This window comes from Streptococcus suis (genome assembly GCF_029616525.1).
GTDB classification, from domain to species: Bacteria; Bacillota; Bacilli; order Lactobacillales; family Streptococcaceae; genus Streptococcus; species Streptococcus suis_AF.
In genome coordinates this window covers 45,738-69,090 of record NZ_JANFME010000011.1, presented here as the reverse complement: position 1 = coordinate 69,090, position 23,353 = coordinate 45,738, and the positions used below count along the sequence as shown (strand labels likewise).

Genomic DNA, 23,353 nt, shown 5'->3' with positions numbered 1-23,353 from the left:
GTAGCCTAACATAAAAAATTTTTCGCTTTGATTATATCATAGGGAGGGAGTTTTTGCATTCTTTTGAGTTTTCGTATAAGAACTCGACCAAGATAAAAAGAGTTCGTTTTCCCACCCCCACACAGTTGATTAGACCAGATTTGGAGTGTAAAACACGAACAAATCTGCCAATCAACCACTGCGCTGAGATGTTGACACGAACTCTGAGTAGTGGTCCTGGGCTTTTTGCCCAGCCTTCTCTTTTCATCTAAGCAAACTAATAAAATAACTCTTATTTTTCCTCTTTTAACACCAGATTTAACACCAAGGCAGCCAAGGTCCCTGTTGAAATACCAGATGAGAAGACCATTTGAAGAGCTGATGGAAGATGACTCAATAATTCTGGACGAACAGTCACTCCAATCCCAAGCGCAAAAGCAATGGAAATAATCAGGAGCTCACGGTCACCAATTTTTACAGTTGCAAGAGTCTTAATTCCTTGGGCAGCTACCAAACCAAACATGATAATGCCAACACCACCAAGAACAGGCTGGGGCATGATGGAAATCAAGGCAGACAATTTTGGAAAGACACCAAGTAAAGTAAGAATAATACCGGCTAGAATCATGACGTGGCGACTAGCAACTTTTGTTAAGGTAATGAGACCAACATTTTGTGAGAAGGCTGTATTTGGACCAGCTCCAAAAACACCCGCAATCATGGAACCAACACCATCCGCCAAAACACCATTGGCAGCACGCTCGGATGAAATTTTTTCATTAGATGCTTCACCGATGGCCATCATAATCCCCACCGTACCAATCAAGGATACAACATAAGCTGGAATGAAGGCTAGAATAGAAGATAGGTCAAATTTTACACCATAATGGAAAATTTTAGGAAGAGCAAACCAGGCTGCTTCTCCAACAGCAGACATATCTACTTTTCCAAGAAAAATACACAAGATGTAGCCAAAAACCATCCCAAAGAAGACAGACGCTGTTTTCAGCATTCCTTTACCATAATGATTTAAAGCCAAGGTGAAGACCAAGACGATAAAGGCAATACCGATATTTTCAACCGAAGCATAGTCTGAAGCGCCAGCTCCACCAGCTGCCCAGTCCATACTTACTGGCATCAGGGTAATACCGATGAGGGATACAACAGTCCCTGTAATCAAAGGCGGAAAGAAGCGCATCAAGGGTTTGACAAAACGACTGAGAGCAATTTCTACAAATGAACCAGCAATAGTTGCTCCTACGATACCAGCAATTCCCAACTGGCTACCAACACTGATGGCTGGGTTGGCAAAGGTAAAGTCCGTCCCCATCATACCAGAGACACGTGAACCTACTGGCCCAACACCTTTAGATTGCAAAATGGTAGCAATACCAGCAACAAAGATAGAGGCTGATACCATAATAGAAGTATCTTCGACTGACAATCCTAAGGCACTTGCAACGACTAGAGGAACTGCGATGATTCCTGCAAAAGCTGCTAAAATATGCTGAAAAGCAAGCAAAACAGCCATCCCTTTTGGTGGTTGTTCATCAATTCCGTAAAGCATATCCGAAGAATGTTCATTTGTTATTTTCTGAGACATGATTTCTCCTTCTTTATTCCTAAATAATGGTATTAGTCTATCAGAAAACATGAACAAGTTCAATATATTTTAACGAATATTTTCTAAAACGTTCGTATTTACATCTTGTTTCCTCTTCTTTTACACAATATCTCAACACAAAAATTCGTTTATTGTTTTGATTTTGGCAAAAAAATGCTATAATACACAAAAGTATCATTTGGAGGAGAAGATAAATATGAAAGCTTTGGAGGCACGCATTTTAAAAGATGGTCAGGTATTAGGAGAAAACATCTTAAAAGTTGACTCATTCTTGACCCATCAGGTTGATTTTCGCTTGATGAAAGAAATGGGGCATGTCTTGGCAGATGCCTATCGCTCTAAAGAAATTACCAAGGTTGTCACGATCGAAGCCTCGGGTATTGCACCAGCCGTCTATGTTGCAGAAAGCCTAGATGTACCAATGATTTTTGCTAAAAAGCATAAAAATATTACTATGACCGAAGGCATTTTGACCGCCGAAGTCTATTCCTTTACCAAGCAAGTTACTAGCACCGTTTCTATTGCTAGCAAGTTTTTGTCATCTGAGGACCGTGTCCTAATCGTTGATGACTTTTTGGCCAATGGACAAGCTGCTAAAGGCTTGATTGACATTATCCAACAGGCCGGAGCTCAGGTAATTGGCGTTGGTATCGTCATCGAGAAGTCCTTCCAAGACGGCCGCCAAGTCTTGATAGATGCAGGTGTACCTGTTACTTCTCTCGCTCGTATTGAAAAATTCCAAGATGGACAGGTTGTTTTTGCACCTGCGGATATTTAAAAGGACTTGCTTCCAATCGGGAGCAAGTCCTTCTATTTATCTATAATTCCACACCAAAGACCTCTAATTGCTTTAATTCGGCAGCAGTCAACCTGCGGTATTCTCCAAGAGCCAGCGCCGGATCTATCTCAAGTGGCCCCATGGTCAATCGTTGTAGGTCTGTCACCGTCTTTCCACAGGCCTGCACCATGCGTTTGACCTGATGAAATTTCCCTTCTCGGATAGTAATGTCAACCAGTGAGGTCTGTTTAACCTCATCCATCTCCAAGATAGTCAACTGGGCTGGCTGACAGGTAAAGTCTTTCAGCTCAATTCCTGCCGCAAATCGTTCGACATCCTCTTGGGTCATGATCCCGTCAACCTGTGCACGGTAGAGTTTATCAACATGCTTTTTCGGAGAAAGCATGGCATGAGCCAGCTGACCGTTGTTGGTCAAAAGCAAGAGACCATGGGTATCGATGTCCAAGCGTCCAACTGGAAAAACTTCCTTCTGGCGAGCTGTATTATCTAGCAGGTCCAAGACAGTCCGATGACGGTCATCCTCCGTGGCTGAAATCACACCCTTGGGCTTGTTTAACAGATAGTAAACAAAGGTTTCATGACTAAGGACCTGACCTGCTAGTGCAATCTGATCTGACTTTTCATCAATCTGCTGTTTTGGGGAGGTTTCTACTTGGCCGTTGACTGTGACTTGCTTGTTTTTCAGGAGTTTCTTGACTTCTGTCCGACTGCCAACACCACAATCCACTAAAAATTTATCTAATCGCATACGACTTTCTTTTCCATTTTGATATATGCTGCTTGCTTTTCTATTTCTGTAAATCCAAGAGCACGAAAGAGTTTTTGGGCAACTTGATGAGAGCTAGCAACTGTCAGTTTGATACTAGCCGGCTGAACATGCTCTACTAAATAGTCTTCAATAGCCTGATAGAAAGCTCTGCCATTTCCCTGCCCCATCAAAGAAGGTTTCATACCCAAATGAATGTCAACGGTCTCGCCATCTTGGTCAATACAGAAATAGCCCATGAGGGCGGCATTGCGGATGACTGCAAAAAAGCGGTCCCCACGCGCCTCTGGTGAGATCATCTCAGCATAAGTCTCGGGGTTTGCACTAATCGTATAGGCATCCAAAGGTGGTTGATAGCGCCATTGGTTAGCAATTTCCAATGCCAGATCCTGGGGCAGGGGCATGATGTAAAAATAATCCATTCTTCGGAAATTTTTTGCTAAATTTTTAATCCGACGGTTTTGGGTGGCGTAACTATCTGTCTGATAAACATAATCCACATAGCCCAACTGATAGGAGGGAATCATGTCCTTAAAATCAACTGAACATCCTCGGGAAAACGTAGTATTAATTCATTTAAGCGGTTATTTTCTAACATAAGAATATTATACCAAAAAGGAGCGGAAATCCGCTCCTACTTCTTCAGTTGTTTATAAATCAAGCCTGCGCTTATCAAGGCACAGCCGATGGCGTAAATACCAAAGGCACCTGTTGGGGTTGGGTTGAGTTTTTCCAGATAAGTCGGTAAGACAGCAGATGTCGCACCGCCGATATTGCAGCCCATAAGGACGATTGTCATGACCGCATTGAGCAAGGCCTTGGGTGCACGGTCTGTTACCTGACTAAAGACAATGGTTAGAATGATGCTGTAGAAAAATCCTGACACCATGCCACCGAGTCCCAGCACCCAGAGATTATCCGCAAAGGCAATGCCGACAACCGCGAGTCCAAAGACCACGTAGGAAACAGCTAAAAGCCAACCCTTCAAACGACCAACCAGGCTACTAAAGACCGTCCCTGCTACAATCCCCATGACCTGCATAAGACTGAGAATGAGACTGGCTTGCTGAGCAGTACCGATGCCCTTGGCTAAAACAATCTGAGGAATACGAATGGTCAGAAAGGTATTGACATTGATAACAAAGAAGGCTAAGAATGCCAGATAAATTCCCATCATCCACATGGTCTTGTCCAGTTTGACCTTGGGCGCGTTCTCCTCAACCTTTACCTCCATGCGAGCCAGCAATTCCTCCTTGGGTACGAAAATAAGGAAGAGAGCCAAGATGACCAAGGCAAAAAGGTAGACCAAGAAGGCAGGTTGCCAACCAAACTGGGTCAACCAACCGACAAGGAGGGTAAGCCCTGCACTTCCCAAAACCTCTGCTGAACCACGCAAGCCCATCATCTGCACCCGCTCCTGACCGGTGAAAAAATTACCGATGATATTAATAGCACGCGCATTGATTAAGCCAATCCCCAAACCAAGCAAGATGCGAGCCAATAAAATCAGAGGATAAGCAGTTAGAAACATGGGCAAAGCTCCACCGATGGCCATAAGCAAAAGCCCTGCAATGATAATGTTTCGTTCAGACAAGAAACGGACAACTAGCCCGTTTGCCAATAGAGTAACCATAATAGCAAAAGAGGTCACCGTAATTAAGTTTTCCACCTGGGCCGCTGCAATTCCCTGCTGGGCAAAATGCTCAATCATCTGTGGAATAGCTGGCGAGACAGCGAATGTCGAAACCAGCATGGTGGATAGGGCCAGCAAACTGGCTTTTTCTAAAATTCTTTTCATTTTTCTCCCTTTCAACGTTCGTCTTTTACTAGTATAGCAGATTTGAAAGCGAATGGATAGAAAAGTCCGACTTTTATTCTCTCCCATTTCATGCTATACTTATCTTAACTATATTCAAAGGAGAGAATCATGTCTGTTATTGAACGATTGACAAAAGCTGCCCATTTGATTGACATGGATGACATCATCCGTGAAGGGCACCCAACCCTACGCCAAGTTGCCGAAGAAGTTGCATTTCCTCTATCTGATCAGGAAATTATTTTAGGCGAAAAAATGATGCAATTCCTCAAGCATTCCCAGGATCCTGTTATGGCAGAGAAGATGAAACTCCGTGGCGGAGTTGGTCTAGCAGCACCTCAGATTGACGTTTCCAAACGCATCATTGCTGTCTTAGTCCCAAATCCAGAAGATGAGGAAGGCAACCCACCTGCCCAAGCCTACTCCCTCCAAGAGGTCATGTACAACCCTAAAATCGTGGCACATTCTGTCCAAGAAGCAGCTATGGAAGGGGGCGAGGGCTGCCTATCCGTTGACCGCGAAGTCCAAGGTTACGTAGTCCGCCACGCGCGCGTGACTGTTGATTACATGGACAAAAATGGAGAAACACACCGTATCAAACTCAAAGGCTTTAATGCCATCGTGGTCCAACACGAAATCGACCACCTCAACGGTGTCATGTTCTACGACCGCATTGACCCAGAACACCCATTTGCCGTTAAAGAAGGCATGTTGGTAATTGAATAAACATAAGAAACTGACTGAAAAATTTTCAGCCAGTTTTTCTTTTTTATGAAAATAGCAGAGCTAACTGCCTAAAGACCTCCTGCCCATCCAAAATCAGGTCTTGAAAGAGGAGGTAGTCCAGCAGAGCCAGCAAACCAGCTAATAGGATGAATACCACTAAGCGATTTGAAAACCGAACCTGCAAAAGATGATTGAGACTGACTAGAACAATTTCCAAGACAAGCAAGCCAAGCACCATCCACAAGAGATAAGGAGTATTGGGCAGGAACCAAGCCCAGAGTTCTTGTCCCATCAGGAGTTCAAGAAAAATATCCCTCTCCGAATGGGAAAGCAAGATAAGGCCATCTTCCAGATAACCGATTCCTCCGACCAGACTATTGACTAGGAAAAGGCTAACGAGAAAGAACACTGTAAATTCTAGTGCCTGCCCCAGTCCCAGCAACCACTTGGTGAATAGAACCTGACGCAAATCCACAGGCTGGGTCTGATAGAGACGCCAGTTTTTTCCAGCAACCTCCACCGCCTTGCCCCGACTGCCAATCCAAACCGCCAGCAAGAGCACCACCAAATAGGTCGGACCATCAAAAAGAGAGCGCAGGCTGCCGATACCCGACAAATCTCTGGAACGGTCCCAGGAGGGATCATCTACTGGAACCAAGGCAGCATTGGTATCAAAACGATTTTCCAAGCTGGGCAAAATGACATCCTTGCCCCGCTTGGTCGCAGGCACCCCAGCCTCCATCAGCTGCTGCCAGTAATACTGACTGACCTGATTGCGGGTCTGATAACGACGAAGATTATCTACTGTCTGGCTGGCCCCAATATCACCATTGGCAAAAGCCTTCTCCTCTCTAGCCCATAGATAGACCTGCTCTGCCTCCAGCATAGCAAGGTGACTAGCGGGCAGAGCCTTGGGATTGGCCTGATATACCTGCCATTGCTTAACATAGAGGTCCTTATAGACACGGTATTCTTGCAAGAGACTAACCCTCAGCTCCAACTCCTCCTGATAGCTCGCGTCCTCTTTGACCAACTGCCTCAGACGGTTGATTTCCGACTGCAAACTCTCCACATAGACCCCATCTTGCTCATAGGAATGGGCAACCAACTCCATCGAAACCCTCTCCTCCTGGGCAACCTCTTGCTTTTCTAGTCCCGTCAGTAAGGAAAATAGCAGAGCTAAGAGCAAGTTTCCTAAGACGAGCCCCTTCCAAGAATTGAGCCGACTAAGGATGAGAACATCAAAAGACCAAGCCTTGTCCAAACGCCCTGTGTCTAACTCCTTCTGATGCCCCACGGTCAGGACCAGCCTTTTCTTTTCTGTCAGCGCATAATAAGCAAGGAAAAGCCCAATGGTCAGCAGGAGCAAGACATCCACCGCTACAAAGACCTGTGAAAATGCAGCTGTGTCTAAAAAACCAGGAAAGGCAAGCAAGGGCAGAATTTGACCTGACCAACCTGCTACTGCACCTGCCTGATAGGAAAGCCCCAGAGCTAACAGTAACCCCGTCACCACAAAAGTCAGCCGACTGGCTAACAAGTGGTCCAAAAATCCAAAAAGTAGGCGAACAGCTAGAAGCAAGACTAGCCAAAAACCAAGCAAGATAAGCCCGTAAAGCCAAGAGCCTATCAACTGACTCTGACCCAAAATCTCAACAGGAGCTTGAAAACTAGATGGATCCAACTGACCTGTCAGCCCATCATAGACCAGGATAAAGAGCAAACCTATCCCCACAGCCAGCAGAAGCGAAAGCAAGGAAGCAGCCAAACGCCTGACCCCCTGCAAACTCAGACTATCCCATTGCCGCAACTGCCAAACTTGATGCGCAAATGTCTTTTCCGCCAGCTGATTGGCAAGTAGAAAACCAAGCACCAAAAATACAGGAAGAAAACCAAACAAACTTTCTAAGTAGGCTTGAACAATACGCCCTGTTGACCAGGCCTTGTTTTCAGGACCATCAGGCAATTGGTAGGCAAGCAACCAGTCATTCCATCTGGCCAAACGCTCGACCTCACTAAGCGTCAAGGATTGCCGCGTTTGAAAAAGCTGTCGATTGCGACTGATAAAATAGTCCAAATCCTGATACATGAGTTTGCGGTAGTTGGGGATAGCTTCAAACTTTCCCTCATCCAAGGCCTGACCGACACTTTCTATATCGGATTTCAAGCCCACCATCCGCGGTGTTTCTTCTGACCCCTCCTCAATTTTTATATCTGCCAAGACACTAGCCAATTCACTCAGTTCTTCTTTATAAGTTTCCACATAGGTCGCTTGGTGGACTTGGCGCTGAGAAATAGGAAGGTAGGCCAGACCCAGAAAACCCAGCACGAGCAAGCAGTAGAGAGGTGACCAGAGAATTTTCTTGATTTCAAAGTTCAGCCTCATGTTCCCTCACCACCTTCCTCCACGTAGAGATCACGATAGAGGGATTCCATATAGTCGCTGGCTTTTGTAAGACCAGCCACCTGCTGGATTGGAATACGATCCAAACAATCTAGCAAATCTCTCTCAGGCAAGAAGATTTCCACCAGACCCTGCTCTGCCTTTTTCCACAAGAGTTGAGGATAATCCCGTAAAAATTCCTGAACCTGCTTGGAGTTTTCCACAGCAAGATGGTAATCATAATCAGCCGTTAACTCCACTTCTGTGGCAATCAACTTGCTGGCCTTGAGGAAATAAACCTGATTAGTCAGCTTCTCAATCTCCGACAGATGGTGTGAAGAAAGCAAAATGGCAACCCCTTCTGCTTGTAGGTTTAGAAGAAATTCCCGCTGTTGAATGATATTGGTTGGATCCAAGCCGATATGGGGTTCATCCAGCAACAAGAGCTTGGGCTTGGGAAGTACAGCCATGGCAAAGAGCAATTTCTGCTTCATGCCCATGGAATAGCCAGCCACCCGCTTTTTGACATAGTAGCCCATCCCCAATTCTTCCACCAGCCCATCCACTTCCTTTTTCCCCAGCTTGTGGGTGGCAGCCACATAGGTCAGATGGTCATAACCCGTCAACTGTGGATAAAGGGCTTGGGCATCCAACATGACAGACATATCTTGAAAAATCGCTCGGTCACTATTGGGACGACCATTGATGGTTACCGACCCACGGTCAGCGGTTTCTGTGTTGCTGATGATATTCAACAGAGTGGATTTTCCCACACCATTGGGACCGACTAGGGCAACCAAGTCCCCCGCTTGCAACTCAAAGGACACATAGGACAAGACCTGGTGGGCACCGTATCGCTTACAGACATCAACTACTTTTAGCATAGAAACTCCTTTCTTTGGGAAATGGCAGAGCGGTGTAGCAGACTTTCATCAGCTTAGTTAGCTAGACTACTTCTTGAGAGCCTTGTATAGCAGATAAAGCCCCATAAGAAAACCTAGACTAGCAACAGGTTTTAAAAATAGCACATGAATAAATGAATGTAGCCAGAGCCAAATCTCTCTATCTACAATCTGAATCGGGTCCATATGAAATAATAGGACACTACACGAAAGAACAATAACTGCACTTAAAAATAAGGTATTTTTATCAAGCTGTTTCATTAGGTTACTCCTTTCATCAACCTATTTTCTATATACAAAAAAAATATTTCTACATTATTATGATATACTATTTTTATAAAGTTAATTCGTTTTGTTGCAAATAATCACATTTTCCAAGGAGTAGGTTATGCGGTGGGATTACGGAAGTGTTTATAAGAGCATTCGGGAAAGTAAGCATTTGAGTCAGGAGCAGATTTGTGGGGATTATCTCAATCGGACGACCTTGGTTCGCTTCGAGAAAAATCAAACCATTCCTAGCTATGAGCTCATGCGGTTCTTGCTCAAGCAAGTTGATATGACCTTCGAGGAGTTTGAATACCTCTGTAACTACTACCAGCCCAGCCAACGCCAACAACTGCTCTATGATATAGATAATCTCAGAAATCCGACCACGAAGACCATGGAGGATTTGATAAAGCGTTGCCAGGACCATTTGAAAAAAGAACCCAATGATATTCCTATTCACAGAAAGTGCCTCCTCCTGGAGACCGTTGTAGCTGTCCGAAAAAGTTCTTCTATCACCCAGCTTTCCGACGAAGCTGAAACCCTGTCCAAACTCCTCTGGTCAGAATTGGAACGATATGATAACTGGTACCATAACGATATTATCTTAGTAGGTACTCTTCTGTCCAAGATTTCTTCACTTGATAGCCTTGAAGAAACTGCTAATCTTCTTCTAAAACGATTGGAAAAATACAAGGATTACAAGCGAATCCAGCCCACCATACTGTCATACTATCAGTCTCTTTCTTATTTTTTCTTGGAACAAAGACAGTACAACAAGTCTACTTTTTTTGCCACCAAACTCATGGACCTAGCCAAGCAAGAAAAACGCTATGACCAACTAGCCCGTGCCTATGTTTACCTAGGCATAGCCCAAAACAAGCAAGAACTGGTGGAAAAAGGGTTACAAATCTTAGAACTGACAGACGAGAAAAGGCTAGTCGACAACCTCCAATTTCTTATCAAACAGCATCAAACTGACTGAAATCTTCGGTCAGTTTTTTATGTGAGTACGAAAAAACGACCCTTTCGGATCGTTCCTATTTATAGTTTATAGTCTTCAGTTTGCTTTTAGTACTAGCTCTAACTGTCTGGGAGACAGTTAGAGGTTGGAAATAGCACTTGCGGAGCAAGTCACCTCTGCAGAGTACAGCGAGGCGAGTTCTCTAATGATGAAATTATTTGAAGTTGGAAATAAGGAAACGGAGTTTCCTCGTTCGTCGACGTAATAAAAGATAAACTAAATGACGATATCTTAGTAATATTCCCCTTGTCTGTAGTCCCAAGAGTTGAAATGGTCAGACAAGTGCATCATGATTTTATCAATGTCCAGACCCTTACGGATGACAACTGGGCATGGGCTGATAGAACGGCTATCCGCGCCTTGTTCTGGAATGAGTTTACCATCTTTGTCTACCATAGACACCATAACGCCTTGCTCATAGCGGGTTTCAATGGTCTTGTCTGGCTGGATAGATGCCACATAGTCATCCGCCTCGATAATCAAGTCTACTTTAGACGCGATACGCTCACCGATACCTTCTACCTTACCACGATTTCCCTTACCTGACGGGTTAGCAGACGACGCATAGACCATACGGCCTTCTTTTTCCCACATTTCCTTAGCAATCTGCTCGCCAGCTACACCAAACTTGATGACAAAGCATGAAGTACCACGTACGTCGGTCATCAACTCTTCACGACCATCGCCGTAAGCTTGCAACTTGGCATAAGCCTCTGGTTTCCACGGCAGGATACAACCCAACAAAATATCCTCATCCCAATGTTTTTGGTAGAAAGCATCAATCTCAGGAGTCAACTGAGCCAACTCACGAAGCTCTTCCATGCTACCACAAAGGACCACGCCTGGCTTATTACGCTTGCGCTCTTTAGCGTCAAACTTCCGCTCCAAGCCAGCCTTGTCAGCAGTCATGATGATGTAACCAACCTTAGTCGGACAAACAATCACGCCTCCCTCACCCTTGATAATATCAAAACCTTCTTGTGAAAGTGCGCCATCCCAGTGAATTTGTTTCGTCATAATAATTTCCTCTTTTCTTTTGTTCCATAGCAGAGCGACCTGCTTGTTTTCTAATCTTTATTTTATTCCTGCCAGTAACTTGGCCGATTCCTCTCATACTCCTCAATCAAATCCTGATACTGAAGGGTAATCCCAATATCATCTAGACCGTTGAGTAATTTGTGTTTCCAGTCCTGTTCGATGTCAAATGGGAATTCCCCAAAAGGCGTCCGTATCAACTGATCTGTCAAGTCAACCGTGATTTCCTGATCTGGAGCCAACTGAGCTAGTTGGTCCCTGACTTCTTTGGGCTGGATAATGGGCAGAATGCCATTGTTGAGGTCATTGTTGTAATGAATATCCCCAAAGGAGCCTGCAATGATGACCTTGAAGCCATAATCTGCCAGAGCCCAAGCAGCGTGTTCCCTAGAAGAACCTGCTCCGAAGTTATCCCCTGTAATCAAGATCGTTGCCTGACGATATGGTGCCGTATTAAAGATAAAATCAGGGTCCTCAGTGTACTTGTTATCCAAATAACGCCACTCATACATGAGGTACTTGCCAAAACCCTTCTTGTCAATCAGCTTGAGAAACTGCTTGGGCAAAATCTGGTCGGTATCAATGTTGTCATTCATGAGCGGAACGGTCGTCCCAGAGTAGATTGTAAACTTTTCCATCAGACCACCTCCAATTCACGAACATCTACAAAGCGACCTGCAATAGCTGCCGCTGCTGCCATGGCTGGGCTGCACAGGTGGGTTCGTGATCCAACACCCTGTCGATCCTCAAAGTTTCGGTTACTAGTTGATGCACAGTGGACACCTGTCGGCACCTTGTCTGGGTTCATCCCCAGACACATGGAGCAACCCGGATCCCGCCATTCAAAGCCAGCTTCCAAGAAGATCTTGTCTAAGCCTAGTGCTTCTGCGGCCGACTTAACCGGTCTCGATCCCGGAACCACAATTGCAGTCACATGATCTGCCACACGTTTGCCTTCAACAATCTTCGCGGCCACCTGCAAGTCAGAAAGACGGGCATTGGTACAGGACCCCAGGAAAACATAGCCAATTTCGATGTCCTTTGGACTTTGTCCAGGCTGTAAGTTCATGTACTTATACGCTCGTTCATCATTCATATCGCGAACTTCAGGAAAGGTCTCATCAAAGGAGACTCCCATGGAAGGGTTGGTTCCCCATGTTACCATCGGTGCTAGATTCGAAACATCCATCTCGATGACCTTGTCATAAACTGCGTCCGGGTCGGATACCAAGGTTTTCCAATCAGCAACCGCCGCCTCAAAGTCTTTGGGGCGTTTTTCCTTGTCCGCTAGATAATCAAAAGTGGTTTGATCTGGGTTCATAATCCCCATCTTGGATCCGAACTCGATAGACATGTTGCAAATCGTCATCCGTTCTTCCATGGTCAGAGCTTCAATAGCCTCACCCACATACTCGACTACATAGCCAACCCCCAGTGCCACACCATACTTAGCAATCAATGCTAAGACATAATCCTTGGAGTATATCCCCTTTTTCGGCTTACCAGTAAACCGTACTAAGAGCTTTTTGGGTTTGACCTGCCACAGGGTTTGAGTCGCAAAGACATGCTCTACTTCTGTTGTCCCAATCCCAAAGGCAATAGCCCCGAAAGCTCCGTGGGTTGCCGTATGGCTATCTCCACAGACGATGAATTTCCCAGGCTGGGTCAAGCCAGTCTCTGGACCCACCATATGGACAATGCCTTGATTGGCAGATCCATGTGGCGCATGTGGAATACCAAATTCCACCACATTGCGAGCTAAGGCATCCATCTGTGCCTTGGAAATGACATCACGAATATCATAAACATTAACCGTTGGAACATTATGGTCAAATGTACCAAAGGTCAATTCCGGCCGACGGACCTGACGTCCAGCCTCTCGCAGACCATCAAAGGCTTGGGGACTGGTTACCTCATGGATATAGTGCTGGTCTACATAAAGGAGCTGGGGCTGACCTTCCTGCCCTGTAATCACATGGCGGTCCCAGAGCTTATCAAAAATAGATTTGCCACTCATATCTACCCACCTCCAATCTGGGCAATAATGGCCTCAGTCATTTCTTTGGTAGAGGCAGCACCACCTAGATCTTTAGTAAAAATCCCCTGTGTAAAGACCGCTTCAACGGCTTGGCGAATGGTTTGACCAGCTTGGACCAAATCAAAACTTTCTTCCAGCATCATGGCAACAGATAGAATCATACTGACAGGATTGGCAATGCCCTGACCGGCAATATCCGGTGCCGAACCATGGATAGGTTCGTAGAGACTAGGACCTGCTACCGCATGACTAGCAGAAGGCAGAACCCCTAGCGTTCCTGTTAATACGCTGGCTTCATCCGACAAAATATCTCCGAAAAGATTTTCCGTCACCAAGACGTCAAATCGACTAGGATTGGTAATCAAAAGCATGGCTGCACTATCCACCAACTGGTGCTCCAAGGTCACATCTGGGTAGTCCTTAGCCACCTCATCCGCTACCTTCCGCCACAATTTTGACGTCGCCAGTACATTTTGTTTATCAATGCTGGTGACTTTTTTTCGTCTTTTTTGGGCTAGGTCAAAGGCAGAGCGGACAACTCGTTCGATTTCCTCAGCTTGATAGGTATTGCTATCGCTGGCTTGGTCTGTTTCCAGAATATGCTCTCCAAAATAAATCCCACCTGTCAACTCCCGTACCATGACCAAATCCACACCATCCAGCCGGTCGGCTTTCAGAGGAGAATAGTCTTTCAGGCTATCAAAAATTTTGACCGGACGGATATTGGCAAAGAGACCCAATTCCTTCCGAAGTTGAAGCAGGCCTTGTTCTGGTCGAACAGCTGCATTATCATATTGAGGACTACCGATAGCTGCTAACAAAATCGCATCCGCCTGACGGCAGGCTTGTAAGGTAGCATCTGGTAGAGGATGGCCAGCCGCATCAATCCCAGCGCCACCAAAAGCTCTCTCCTCAATCTCATAATCAAATCCTACTTGCCCAGCAACAGCATCGAGGACTGCTAGGCCAGCCTCCATGATTTCAGGACCGATTCCATCACCAGCCAAGGCTACAATTTTTTTCGTCATATTTCCTCCTAGCTAGTTGGCAACTCTTTCTCAGATAGTTTCTTATCCATCTGTCCGCTATTTTCTTTCTGTACCATGACATTGGCATGAATATAGGCAATTGCAGAAGCTTTCAATACGTCAAAGTCAATACCAGAGGCGTTAAAGACGGTTTCTGTTGGCTTGTTTTCTACAGCGACAAGCACACGCGCCTGGGCATCAATTCCATCGGTAATGGCGTCGATATGGTAGCGTTCTAAGCTGATTTCCTGCTGGAAGAATTGGTCAATGGCATTAAAGACAGCCTCAATCGAACCCTTGCCTGACTCCACAACAACCACTTCTTCCTCATCTTGATTGATGAAGATGACCTGAGCCTGAATACTTCCGTCAGACTGACTATCCAAACGCAAATCTTTAAATTGGAAACCATCACGATTGCTGATTTCTGTCCCAGCTACCAAGGCACGAATATCTGCGTCCGTGATTTTTTCTTTCTTGTCTGCCAGGTTTTTGAAACGAGCAAACAAGCTAGCAACGTCTCCTTCTTCAAAATACAAGTCTAATTCTTTCAGCTTTTCCACAAAGGCGTGGCGACCAGATAATTTACCTAGTGGCAGAGAATTTTTCTTGACCCCTACCAACTCAGGTGTAATGATTTCATAGGTCAATGGATTTTTCAAGACACCATCCTGATGGATACCAGATTCATGTGAGAAAGCATTTCCACCGACCACCGCCTTATTGCGTGGAATGGCAATCCCAGAAAAGCGAGAGACCAATTCCGAAGTATTTAGGGTTTCCTTAAGAACAATCGGACTAGTCACATCATAGAAATCTTTCCGAATCTCAAGGGCAACAGCTACTTCTTCAAGGGCCGCATTCCCTGCTCGCTCACCGATACCGTTGATAGTTCCCTCAACACGACCGGCACCGTTTTTAATGGCTGAAAGGGTATTGGCAACAGCCATTCCTAGGTCATTGTGGCAATGTGGACTGAAAATAATCTCACGGTCCGATTTGACGTTTGTTGTCAAGTAACGGAAAATTTCTCCGTAGTGCTGAGGTGTCGTAAAGCCGACTGTATCTGGAATGTTGATATAGGTCGCACCAGCATCTACCGCTGTCTGCACAACTTCTAGCAAATAATCCAACTCCGTCCGCGTCGCATCCTCTGGCGAGAATTCCACCACCTCAAAACGCTCACGGGCATAGCTGACATGTTCAGTGATTTGCGCCAAAATTTCTTCTTTGGACTTTTGAAGTTTAAATTCACGGTGAATGGGGCTGGTCGCAATGAAAACATGGATCTGCGGATACTTGGCATCTTTCAGAGCCTCATAACAAGCATCAATGTCTGATTTGACTGACCGAGCCAAACCTGTCACAGCCGTCTTGGTCATCGCTGCCGCAATCTGACGAACCGCTTCAAACGAATCAGGACTGGCCGCTGGGAAACCCGCTTCAATAGCAGAAATCCCCCATTTTTCCAACTGCTTGGCAATGGTCACTTTTTCCTTGATAGAAAAATTCACACCTGGCGTCTGTTCACCATCTCGTAAAGTCGTATCTAAAAATTCAATCATACGCATAAGAATACCTTTCTAAACAATACAAACTTTAAATGACATTAGGTTCTCTTTCTTAGTTTTCAAAGTATACTAAGAAAAAGAAAACACCTCGAGGACTATTACCTGCGAGATGTTGTCAACAGCGCCCGCTTGGTAAGCCAAACAGGACTAATGCATTCTTTCAGCACTAGCCCGACCGTCGCAACAACAAAGCAAAGAATTTTGTAGTGACAGGTTTCATTTGACTTTTTCCTTTCAGTATTCTGGAACCGGTATTCACAGTTCAGCACTTCCATCTAAGGCTAGTATTTCAGCTACTCATCGTTAGTTTTTTTCAAAATACGTCAGTATTCCCTCAAAAAACTGCCTTGATTAGCGAAAAACTATCTCTTATATACAAGCACTTCACTTGTGAATACAGGTTCTTAATTGTTTACAATGATACCTTACTTTTTTTCACTTGTCAACAGAAAAATGGAAATTTTCTGAAAAATCCGAACAATACGGCAATTCGTACAAATCCAGATAATAGAAAACCATGCTCCAATTGAAGCACGGTTCAGGTGTTTAATTCCGCCTTGAGCTGCTAAAAATCGCCACCAGCAATACTGCTCCAAAGACTGACGGTACCAGGGCCATACCAGCAAACTGTGGACCCCAATCACCAAAGAGCAACTGTCCAATCCACGAACCAGCAAGTCCAAGGATGATATTTCCAAGACAACCACGACGGTCGTCTGATGAAGTAAGAGCGCCTGCAATCAAGCCAATAATGGCACCTGCGATAATACTTGTTAACATCTTGTTTTCCTCCTATTCTTACAAAATAAGACTGGTTGCCCAGTCTTATACATATATCATTAAATCGCCCACTCACCATCACGGAAGATTGGCACACGGGTACCGTCTTCGCGGATACCGTCAATGTTCATCTTGTTAGAACCAATCATGAAGTCCACGTGAACATCTGAGCGGTTGAGACCAGCTTCTTTGAGCTCTTCTTGGCTCATTTCCGTACCACCTTCGATAGAGAAGGCATAGGCTTGACCAATCGCCAAGTGGTTTGAGGCATTTTCATCAAAGAGAGTATTGAAGAAGGTCACGCCTGATTGAGAAATCGGACTCTTATCTGGCACAAGTGCAACCTCACCGAGACCGCGAGCACCAGCATTATCAAAGACCAATTTCTTCATGACTTCATCGCCTTTTTCAGCCGTTACATCCACGATTTCACCATCTTTGAAGGTTACCTTGATGCCTTCGATGATGTTACCGTTGTAGCTGAGTGGTTTTGTAGACGTTACGTAACCGTCTGCCACACGGTAGTCAGGTGCTGTGAAGACCTCTTCTGTTGGCATGTTGGCAATAAAGTGTTCACCTTGGGCATTGACCGAACCAGCCGCTTCCCACAAGTGATTCTTCGGCATACCGAGAACGAGGTCAGTTCCTGGTGCTGTGTAGTGCAATTTGACAAACTGCTCGTCGTTAAGCACCTTAGCCTTAGCCACCAAGCGTGCTTCGTGCTCTTCCCAAGCCTTGATTGGATCTTCCTCGTAGATACGGCAAGTCTTGAAGATTTGGTCCCAAAGGAGGTCCACTGCCTCTTCGTCAGACGCTGCATTTGGGAAGACTTTTTTGGCCCATTCCAAACCAGAGGCTGCACCGAGTGTCCAGCTGATTTTGTTAGCTTGGGATGCTTGCCGCATTGGGTTCAAAGCCTGGCTGAGTGCACGAGCGTTGCGAGACAATTTCTCTGGATCAACGCCATCGTAAGCACCTGGATCTTCTGACAAGACAACCAAACGGCTGGCCTTACGCTCCAAGAGATAGTTCATTTCAGTGATACGTTGTGGATGAACTTGTTCCAAGAGTTCCACATCAACATTGACCAAACGTTCACGCGCAATCACATCGTCCAACCAGTTGACCAAGACTTCCTTAGCACCGTGAGCGTAAGCTTCTTTGACAATCAAACGAGCCAACTCAGCCTGTTCTACACCGATAGTCAATTGAACCGTGTGACCAGGTTGGACATTGATACCTGTTGAAACTAAGAGTTTAGCGTATTTTGCAAGATTTTCTTTAAAATTTGGTAGTACCATTTTTTTCTCCTTTGTACTTTGAAATACCCTATTATTGTATCATATTTTGAAGCTAGACTGACAAAAAAACTTCCTGCTGATACAGGAAGTCTCAGATTCTATCCGACAGTCTTACACTCACCTGGACAGACTGACAACGGATATTTCCAATTTTCGCAGAGTATTAGTTACCAAAAACTTTTACACGGTCAGCATCCGCCATGTAGTCTTTGTCTGCTGCTGGAGCTGCAATGCTACCGAATGGTGCTTGGGCACGGAGTTTCCAGTTAGCTGGGATACCGTATTTTTCAGCAACTTGTGCATCAACCAATGGGTTGTAGTGTTGTACATTCATACCGATATTTTTCTCAGCGAAAGCCAACCATACTGCGTACAAGTTGATACCGTGAGCTTGTTCAGACCAGATTGGGAAGTTTTCAGCGTAAAGTGGGAAGCTTTCTTGCAAGCCTTTGACAATATCTTGGTCCTCGAAGAACAAGATAGTACCAGCACCAGCCGCAAAGCCAGCTAAGCGACCTTTTGTAGCTTCGAACGCTTCTGCAGGTGTTACTTTTTCCAATTCGCTGTAGGCAATTTCGTTCCAGAATGCGTCTGATTCTGCACCGAACAATACAACGGCCCGGCTAGATTGTGAGTTGAAAGCTGATGGAGCTTCTTTCATGGCTTTCTCAACAAGTGCGACCACTTCTTCATTTGATACTGGCAAGTCTTTACCAAGTGCGTAGATTGAACGGCGAGTTTCTTGAAGTTTTGCAAAATTTGACATATAGTTTCCTCTTTTCTTATTGTTACTACATAGTAGTTTTTATCACTATGTAGAGATTATATACCTATCAACAACATTAGTCAAGAGGTTTGACTTCATTTTTAAAAAAAATTCACTGCTTCCAAAAGAAACAGTGAACAAGTTTAAAACAAATCATCAAAGAGACTGAGCTGGTTGTCCTCTGGCATTTTACCGAGGATGCCCATTTCATCCATTTTTTCGACCAGTGTACCTGACAATCCACCACGCTTACGGAGTTCTGTCTTGGAGAGGAATTCTCCCTCTGCACGCGCAGCAACCACCTGCTTAGCAACGTTCTCCCCAAGGCCATCCATGGCAACAAATGGTGGGATGAGAGTATCATCTTCAATCAAGAAGTCGGTCGCATGAGACTTGTAAAGGTCCAATTTCCCGAACTTGAAGCCACGTTCCAGCATTTCATTTACCAATTCTAAGGTGGTGTAAAGGTCCTGCTCAACGTTCGAAGCTTCATTGTTTTTCTTCTTGAGGGCGATTTCTTCCATCTTGGCCTTGACTCGTTCCAAGCCACCTGACATGGTTGCCAAATCAAAGGCCTTGGCACGAATGGAGAAATAGGCACAGTAATAGTAGATTGGATAATGAACCTTGAAGTAGGCAACCCGCAGGGCCATCATAACGTAGGCAGCCGCGTGGGCTTTAGGGAACATGTACTTGATTTTTCCACAGGATTCGATGTACCAGTCTGGCACCTTGTTATCCTTCATGGCTTGAATGTAGCCATTTCGCTCTTCCTCAGAAATCTTGAGCCACATCCCTTTCCGCACCCGTTCCATGATGTTAAAAGCCATCTTGGGTGGCAAACCTGCGTGCATGAGATAAACCATGATATCATCCCGACAACCGATAACCGTGGATAGATCGGCAATTCCTGCCTTAATCAAGTCCTGGGCATTGCCCAACCATACGTCTGTACCGTGGGATAGACCAGACAGCTGCAAGAGTTCCGAAAAGGTGGTCGGCTTGGTTTCCTCCACCATTCCACGTACAAAGTTGGTTCCAAACTCAGGAATGCCTAGCATACCTGTCGGTGTCCCAATCTGCTCTGGAGTAACTCCCAGAATTTCCGTACCCGAAAAGAGGGCCATTACTCCCTTGTCGTCAGCAGGAATGGTCTGCGGATCGATACCTGACAAGTCCTGCAACTTGCGAACCATGGTCGGATCATCGTGTCCCAGGACATCAAGCTTCAAGACGTTTTCATCAATATCGTGGAAGTTAAAGTGGGTAGTCTGCCAGTTGGCCGTCACATCATCGGCAGGATACTGAACAGGTGTAAAGTCATAGACATCCATGTAGTCAGGGAATACGATAATTCCCCCTGGGTGCTGACCAGTCGTCCGTTTGACCCCAGCCGCACCAGCAGCCAAGCGTTCTACTTCTACATCACGGTAGAATTTGCCATAATCCCGCTCATAGCCTCGGACAAAACCATAGGCAGTCTTAGCAGCTACCGTACCTACCGTTCCTGCACGGAAGGCATTTTCTTCACCGAAAATATCCCGAACATCCAAATGGGCAGAAGGTTGGTCATCCCCTGAGAAGTTCAAGTCAATATCGGGAACCTTGTCTCCATCGAAACCAAGGAAGGTCTCGAAAGGAATGTCCTGTCCATCTTTTTTATACTTAGTCCCACACTTTTCACAATCCTTGTCTGGCAGGTCAAAACCTGAACCATAGGAACCATCTGTGATAAATTCACTGTGTTGACAATTTGGACAGACATAGTGAGGAGGCATAGGGTTTACTTCGGTAATCCCAATCATGGTTGCAACGAAACTGGAGCCGACAGACCCCCGTGAACCCACCAGGTAGCCCCGCTCGTTGGAACGGTGCACCAACATCTGCGACGCCAAGTAAATCACGGCGAATCCATTACCCAGAATGGACGTCAATTCCTTCTCAATCCGCAGGTCGATAATATCTGGAAGAGGATTGCCATAAATTTCAAAGGCTTTCTGATAGGTCAATTCCGCAACCGTTTCCTCGGCCTTTTCGATATAAGGCGTATAGAGGTCGGTCTTAACCACCTGAACATCTTCAAACCGATCCAGCATGGCATTGGGATTGGTAATGACAATCTCACGGGCCAGACTTTCTCCCAAGAATGCAAACTCGTCCAACATCTCGCTAGTCGTTCTAAAGTGAGCCTTAGGCAGTGGAGCTGGCTGAGCGTTTTCACCATTTCCGATGGTCCAGTTAATCGGTGCCCCTTGACCTAGAGCACGAACAATGATTTCCCGATAAATTTCCTCTTCTGGGTCAATATAGTGGACATTTCCAGTCGCCAGAACAGGCAGACCTGCCCTACGTCCTACCTCAATCAACTGCTTGATAGTCTCTTCAATCTCTGCCATGTCCTTAAACTGCTCCTTGGCAATCATGGGAGCATATAGGGCAGGTGGCATAACTTCGATAAAATCATAATAGGCTGCCGTTTTAACCGCTTCATCTATCCCTTTGGAGAGCAAGTCATCGAAGACCTCACCCTCTTGACAGGCTGTTCCCAATATTAAACCTTCACGATGGGCATTGAGAACGGTCCGTGGAATACGTGGAACTCCCTCAAAATACTTGGTATTGGAAAGAGAGACCAGTTTGAACATATTTTTCAAACCAACCTGGTTAATCACATAGAGCGTGGCATGCTTGACACGAGCCTTCTTATAGGAATCCTCCGCAATCAGCTCCGTATTTAGCTGGTTGAGATTGGTCAAATTGTGCTTCTCCAGAGCATCTTTTAGGAAGATGAAGAGCAGGCGCCCTGTCGCCTCCGCATCGTAGTTGGCCATGTGGTGGTGTTCAAGAGCAACACCAAACCGCTTGGTGAGAGGACCTAAACCATGACGCTTAAAGTCGGGGTAAAGGTTACGAGCAAATTCCAAGGTATCAATGACAGGCTGGCTAATAAGAGGTAAGCCTGCTCGTTCATAGTTGACATTCATAAAGCCAACGTCAAAGGTCGCGTTGTGGGCAACCATGACGGAATCTTGACAGAAATCTTGAAACTCACGCAGGACTTGTTCTAGAGGTTTAGAACCACGCACATGCTCATCTGTGATTCCTGTCAGATCTGTTGTAAATTGACTGAGCGGATGACCTGGATCGATAAACTCATCAAATTCTGCAATGATATTGCCCTTGTGCATCTTAGACGCCGCAATCTGAATCAGGGCATTGTTGACTGCAGAGAGGCCGGTTGTTTCCACGTCAAAGACCACATAGGTGGCATCAGACAGGACTACATCTGCTTCGTTGTAAGCAATGGGCACAGAGTCCTCGACAATATTAGCCTCCATCCCGAAGAGGGGCTTAATCCCAGCTTTACGGGCAGCATGATAGCCATGGGGGAAGGACTGGACATTGCCGTGGTCGGTAATGGCCACCGCCTTGTGTCCCCAGGCTGCCGCACGCGCCACCAAGTCCTCAACAGCAGGCAGGGCATCCATAGTGGACATGTTGGTATGGGCATGAAACTCAACCCGCTTCTCACCCTCAGGCATGAGATCTTTGCGAATTTCCTTCTTGACCTCTTGGACCTCCTGTACGTTCATAGTCAAATCTCGGGTGAAATTATTGGTTTCCACATTTCCACGTACCCGCAGCCAGTTTCCCTTTTTGACCATATCAAACTTCTGAGCCTCTTCCTCATTCTTAGCCCACTTCTGCAAGGTGAAGGACGAAGTATAGTCGGTCATCTTAAAGTTGATAATGACCCGCCCCGTCTTGGTCGTCTTCTGCTCGACCTCAAAGACGAGACCCTCAAAGACAATCCGATTCTCCTCGCTATCCACCTCAATCATAGGCGTAATCTCAGCCTTTTCAATATTGACCTTGGCCGGACGATTTTTCTTATATTCTGGGACAAATGGCTGAGCTGCCTCTGGTGGTGGCGCCATTTGAGCTAGTTGTTCAAGGGCCGCCAAGTTTTCTTCATTAGCCTGCTGGTAAATTTCTGCATTTTGCGCATGGAAAATCTCCGCTTGTTGCTGCGTCATTTCCTGGCAAACTTCAATGTCCACCGCAAGATTACCAAAACCAAATCGCTTGTATTGCTCCACAAGATTTGGCAGATGATTCTTCCGAAAATGATCTGTGTCAATGGTTTCAGGACCTTTTATCCACAAAACACCATCTCTATAAGCCACCTCTAATGGCTGAAAAAGAGCCTTGAAGCCTGCACTCTGGCACAAATCTTCCGTAAAAGCTTCTGGATAATATGCTTCTACCAAACCAGCTTCAAAAGCCTCCGCATCGCTGACAATAGAAAATTGAATCTTATTGCCCACCTTTTCAAACTCCGTCGCCAAACGAGCCTTGAAGAGTTGATAGTCCATGAGCGGCAAGGGGGTTTCAAAACGGAAGGTAAATTCCCAAAGTTTGCTAACCTTGTGCAAGACTACTTTCTCAATCGTTGCAGTCGAAAAAGCCCCTGATTGTCGTGCATCAAGAGGCATTCCGATTTGTTGTAGCAAGAGTTGAAACTTATCTGACATACTTATTTCCTTTGTA

General features: G+C 45.6%; 19 protein-coding genes. 3 read left to right on the top strand and 16 right to left on the bottom strand.

What is annotated here, in order from left to right; genetic code table 11:
* Positions 1 to 271: 271 nt before the first annotated feature.
* Positions 272 to 1,582: a nucleobase:cation symporter-2 family protein gene (locus tag NOL38_RS06010; protein ID WP_277941676.1), complete on the bottom strand. Its 1,311-nt coding sequence runs from the start codon at positions 1,580 to 1,582 to the stop codon at positions 272 to 274.
* Positions 1,583 to 1,799: 217 nt separating this feature from the next.
* On the opposite strand from NOL38_RS06010, the gene NOL38_RS06005 reads away from it, so the two are divergent.
* Entirely contained in the window at positions 1,800 to 2,381 is a 582-nt protein-coding gene (locus NOL38_RS06005) for a xanthine phosphoribosyltransferase (RefSeq protein ID WP_277941675.1), read from the top strand.
* 40 nt (positions 2,382 to 2,421) lie between these two features.
* On the opposite strand, the gene NOL38_RS06000 is transcribed toward NOL38_RS06005, so the two are convergent.
* The 3 genes from NOL38_RS06000 to NOL38_RS05990 form a co-directional block, all read right to left on the bottom strand.
* Complete coding sequence (locus NOL38_RS06000) at positions 2,422 to 3,150, bottom strand: pseudouridine synthase (RefSeq protein ID WP_277941674.1); 729 nt, start codon at positions 3,148 to 3,150, stop codon at positions 2,422 to 2,424.
* Positions 3,141 to 3,695 (bottom strand): GNAT family N-acetyltransferase, encoded by a 555-nt coding sequence (locus tag NOL38_RS05995; RefSeq protein ID WP_277941673.1) that lies wholly within the window; start codon positions 3,693 to 3,695, stop codon positions 3,141 to 3,143. Before NOL38_RS05995 ends, NOL38_RS06000 begins: the two co-directional genes overlap by 10 nt.
* Before the next feature lie 107 nt (positions 3,696 to 3,802).
* Positions 3,803 to 4,966: an MFS transporter gene (locus NOL38_RS05990; protein WP_277941672.1), complete on the bottom strand. Its 1,164-nt coding sequence runs from the start codon at positions 4,964 to 4,966 to the stop codon at positions 3,803 to 3,805.
* Positions 4,967 to 5,095: 129 nt separating this feature from the next.
* Between NOL38_RS05990 and def the strand changes: the two genes are divergently transcribed.
* The gene (gene def / locus NOL38_RS05985; protein WP_023371605.1) at positions 5,096 to 5,710 is read left to right on the top strand and encodes a peptide deformylase; all 615 of its coding nucleotides are present in this window, start codon (positions 5,096 to 5,098) and stop codon (positions 5,708 to 5,710) included.
* A gap of 43 nt (positions 5,711 to 5,753) precedes the next feature.
* Here def and NOL38_RS05980 read toward each other — a convergent pair whose 3' ends face one another.
* The 3 genes from NOL38_RS05980 to NOL38_RS05970 all read right to left on the bottom strand — a co-directional run bounded on the left by NOL38_RS05980 (position 5,754) and on the right by NOL38_RS05970 (position 9,256).
* Entirely contained in the window at positions 5,754 to 8,096 is a 2,343-nt protein-coding gene (locus NOL38_RS05980; RefSeq protein WP_277941671.1) for a hypothetical protein, read from the bottom strand.
* Complete coding sequence (locus NOL38_RS05975; RefSeq protein ID WP_052501957.1) at positions 8,093 to 8,977, bottom strand: ABC transporter ATP-binding protein; 885 nt, start codon at positions 8,975 to 8,977, stop codon at positions 8,093 to 8,095. The genes NOL38_RS05980 and NOL38_RS05975 overlap by 4 nt, the downstream gene beginning before the upstream one ends.
* A gap of 66 nt (positions 8,978 to 9,043) precedes the next feature.
* On the bottom strand, positions 9,044 to 9,256 hold the full coding sequence (locus NOL38_RS05970) for a hypothetical protein (RefSeq protein ID WP_277941670.1): 213 nt from the start codon (positions 9,254 to 9,256) through the stop codon (positions 9,044 to 9,046).
* Between the two features lie 127 nt (positions 9,257 to 9,383).
* Between NOL38_RS05970 and NOL38_RS05965 the strand changes: the two genes are divergently transcribed.
* A complete protein-coding gene (locus NOL38_RS05965) occupies positions 9,384 to 10,244 on the top strand; it encodes a helix-turn-helix domain-containing protein (protein ID WP_277941669.1) in 861 nt (286 codons plus the stop codon).
* 270 nt (positions 10,245 to 10,514) lie between these two features.
* Here the strand turns inward: NOL38_RS05965 and NOL38_RS05960 are convergent, their stop codons facing one another.
* The 9 genes from NOL38_RS05960 to NOL38_RS05920 all read right to left on the bottom strand — a co-directional run bounded on the left by NOL38_RS05960 (position 10,515) and on the right by NOL38_RS05920 (position 23,337).
* Positions 10,515 to 11,300: an L-threonylcarbamoyladenylate synthase gene (locus NOL38_RS05960; protein ID WP_014638675.1), complete on the bottom strand. Its 786-nt coding sequence runs from the start codon at positions 11,298 to 11,300 to the stop codon at positions 10,515 to 10,517.
* 62 nt (positions 11,301 to 11,362) lie between these two features.
* Positions 11,363 to 11,956: a 3-isopropylmalate dehydratase small subunit gene (gene leuD, locus NOL38_RS05955; RefSeq protein ID WP_277941668.1), complete on the bottom strand. Its 594-nt coding sequence runs from the start codon at positions 11,954 to 11,956 to the stop codon at positions 11,363 to 11,365.
* A complete protein-coding gene (gene leuC / locus NOL38_RS05950) occupies positions 11,956 to 13,335 on the bottom strand; it encodes a 3-isopropylmalate dehydratase large subunit (RefSeq protein ID WP_277941667.1) in 1,380 nt (459 codons plus the stop codon). The genes leuD and leuC overlap by 1 nt, the downstream gene beginning before the upstream one ends.
* A 2-nt stretch (positions 13,336 to 13,337) precedes the next feature.
* Positions 13,338 to 14,384 carry a 3-isopropylmalate dehydrogenase gene (leuB, locus tag NOL38_RS05945; RefSeq protein ID WP_277941666.1) on the bottom strand — a complete coding sequence of 349 codons (1,047 nt, stop codon included), beginning with the start codon at positions 14,382 to 14,384 and terminating at the stop codon, positions 13,338 to 13,340.
* 8 nt (positions 14,385 to 14,392) lie between these two features.
* On the bottom strand, positions 14,393 to 15,955 hold the full coding sequence (locus NOL38_RS05940; RefSeq protein ID WP_277941665.1) for a 2-isopropylmalate synthase: 1,563 nt from the start codon (positions 15,953 to 15,955) through the stop codon (positions 14,393 to 14,395).
* A 546-nt stretch (positions 15,956 to 16,501) separates the two neighbouring features.
* A complete protein-coding gene (locus NOL38_RS05935) occupies positions 16,502 to 16,735 on the bottom strand; it encodes a GlsB/YeaQ/YmgE family stress response membrane protein (RefSeq protein ID WP_002938398.1) in 234 nt (77 codons plus the stop codon).
* 59 nt (positions 16,736 to 16,794) lie between these two features.
* A complete protein-coding gene (locus NOL38_RS05930) occupies positions 16,795 to 18,036 on the bottom strand; it encodes an aminopeptidase (RefSeq protein ID WP_014736428.1) in 1,242 nt (413 codons plus the stop codon).
* A gap of 163 nt (positions 18,037 to 18,199) precedes the next feature.
* Entirely contained in the window at positions 18,200 to 18,802 is a 603-nt protein-coding gene (locus NOL38_RS05925; RefSeq protein ID WP_277941664.1) for a nitroreductase family protein, read from the bottom strand.
* Positions 18,803 to 18,945: 143 nt separating this feature from the next.
* Positions 18,946 to 23,337 carry a PolC-type DNA polymerase III gene (locus NOL38_RS05920; protein ID WP_277941663.1) on the bottom strand — a complete coding sequence of 1,464 codons (4,392 nt, stop codon included), beginning with the start codon at positions 23,335 to 23,337 and terminating at the stop codon, positions 18,946 to 18,948.
* Positions 23,338 to 23,353 lie beyond the last annotated feature (16 nt).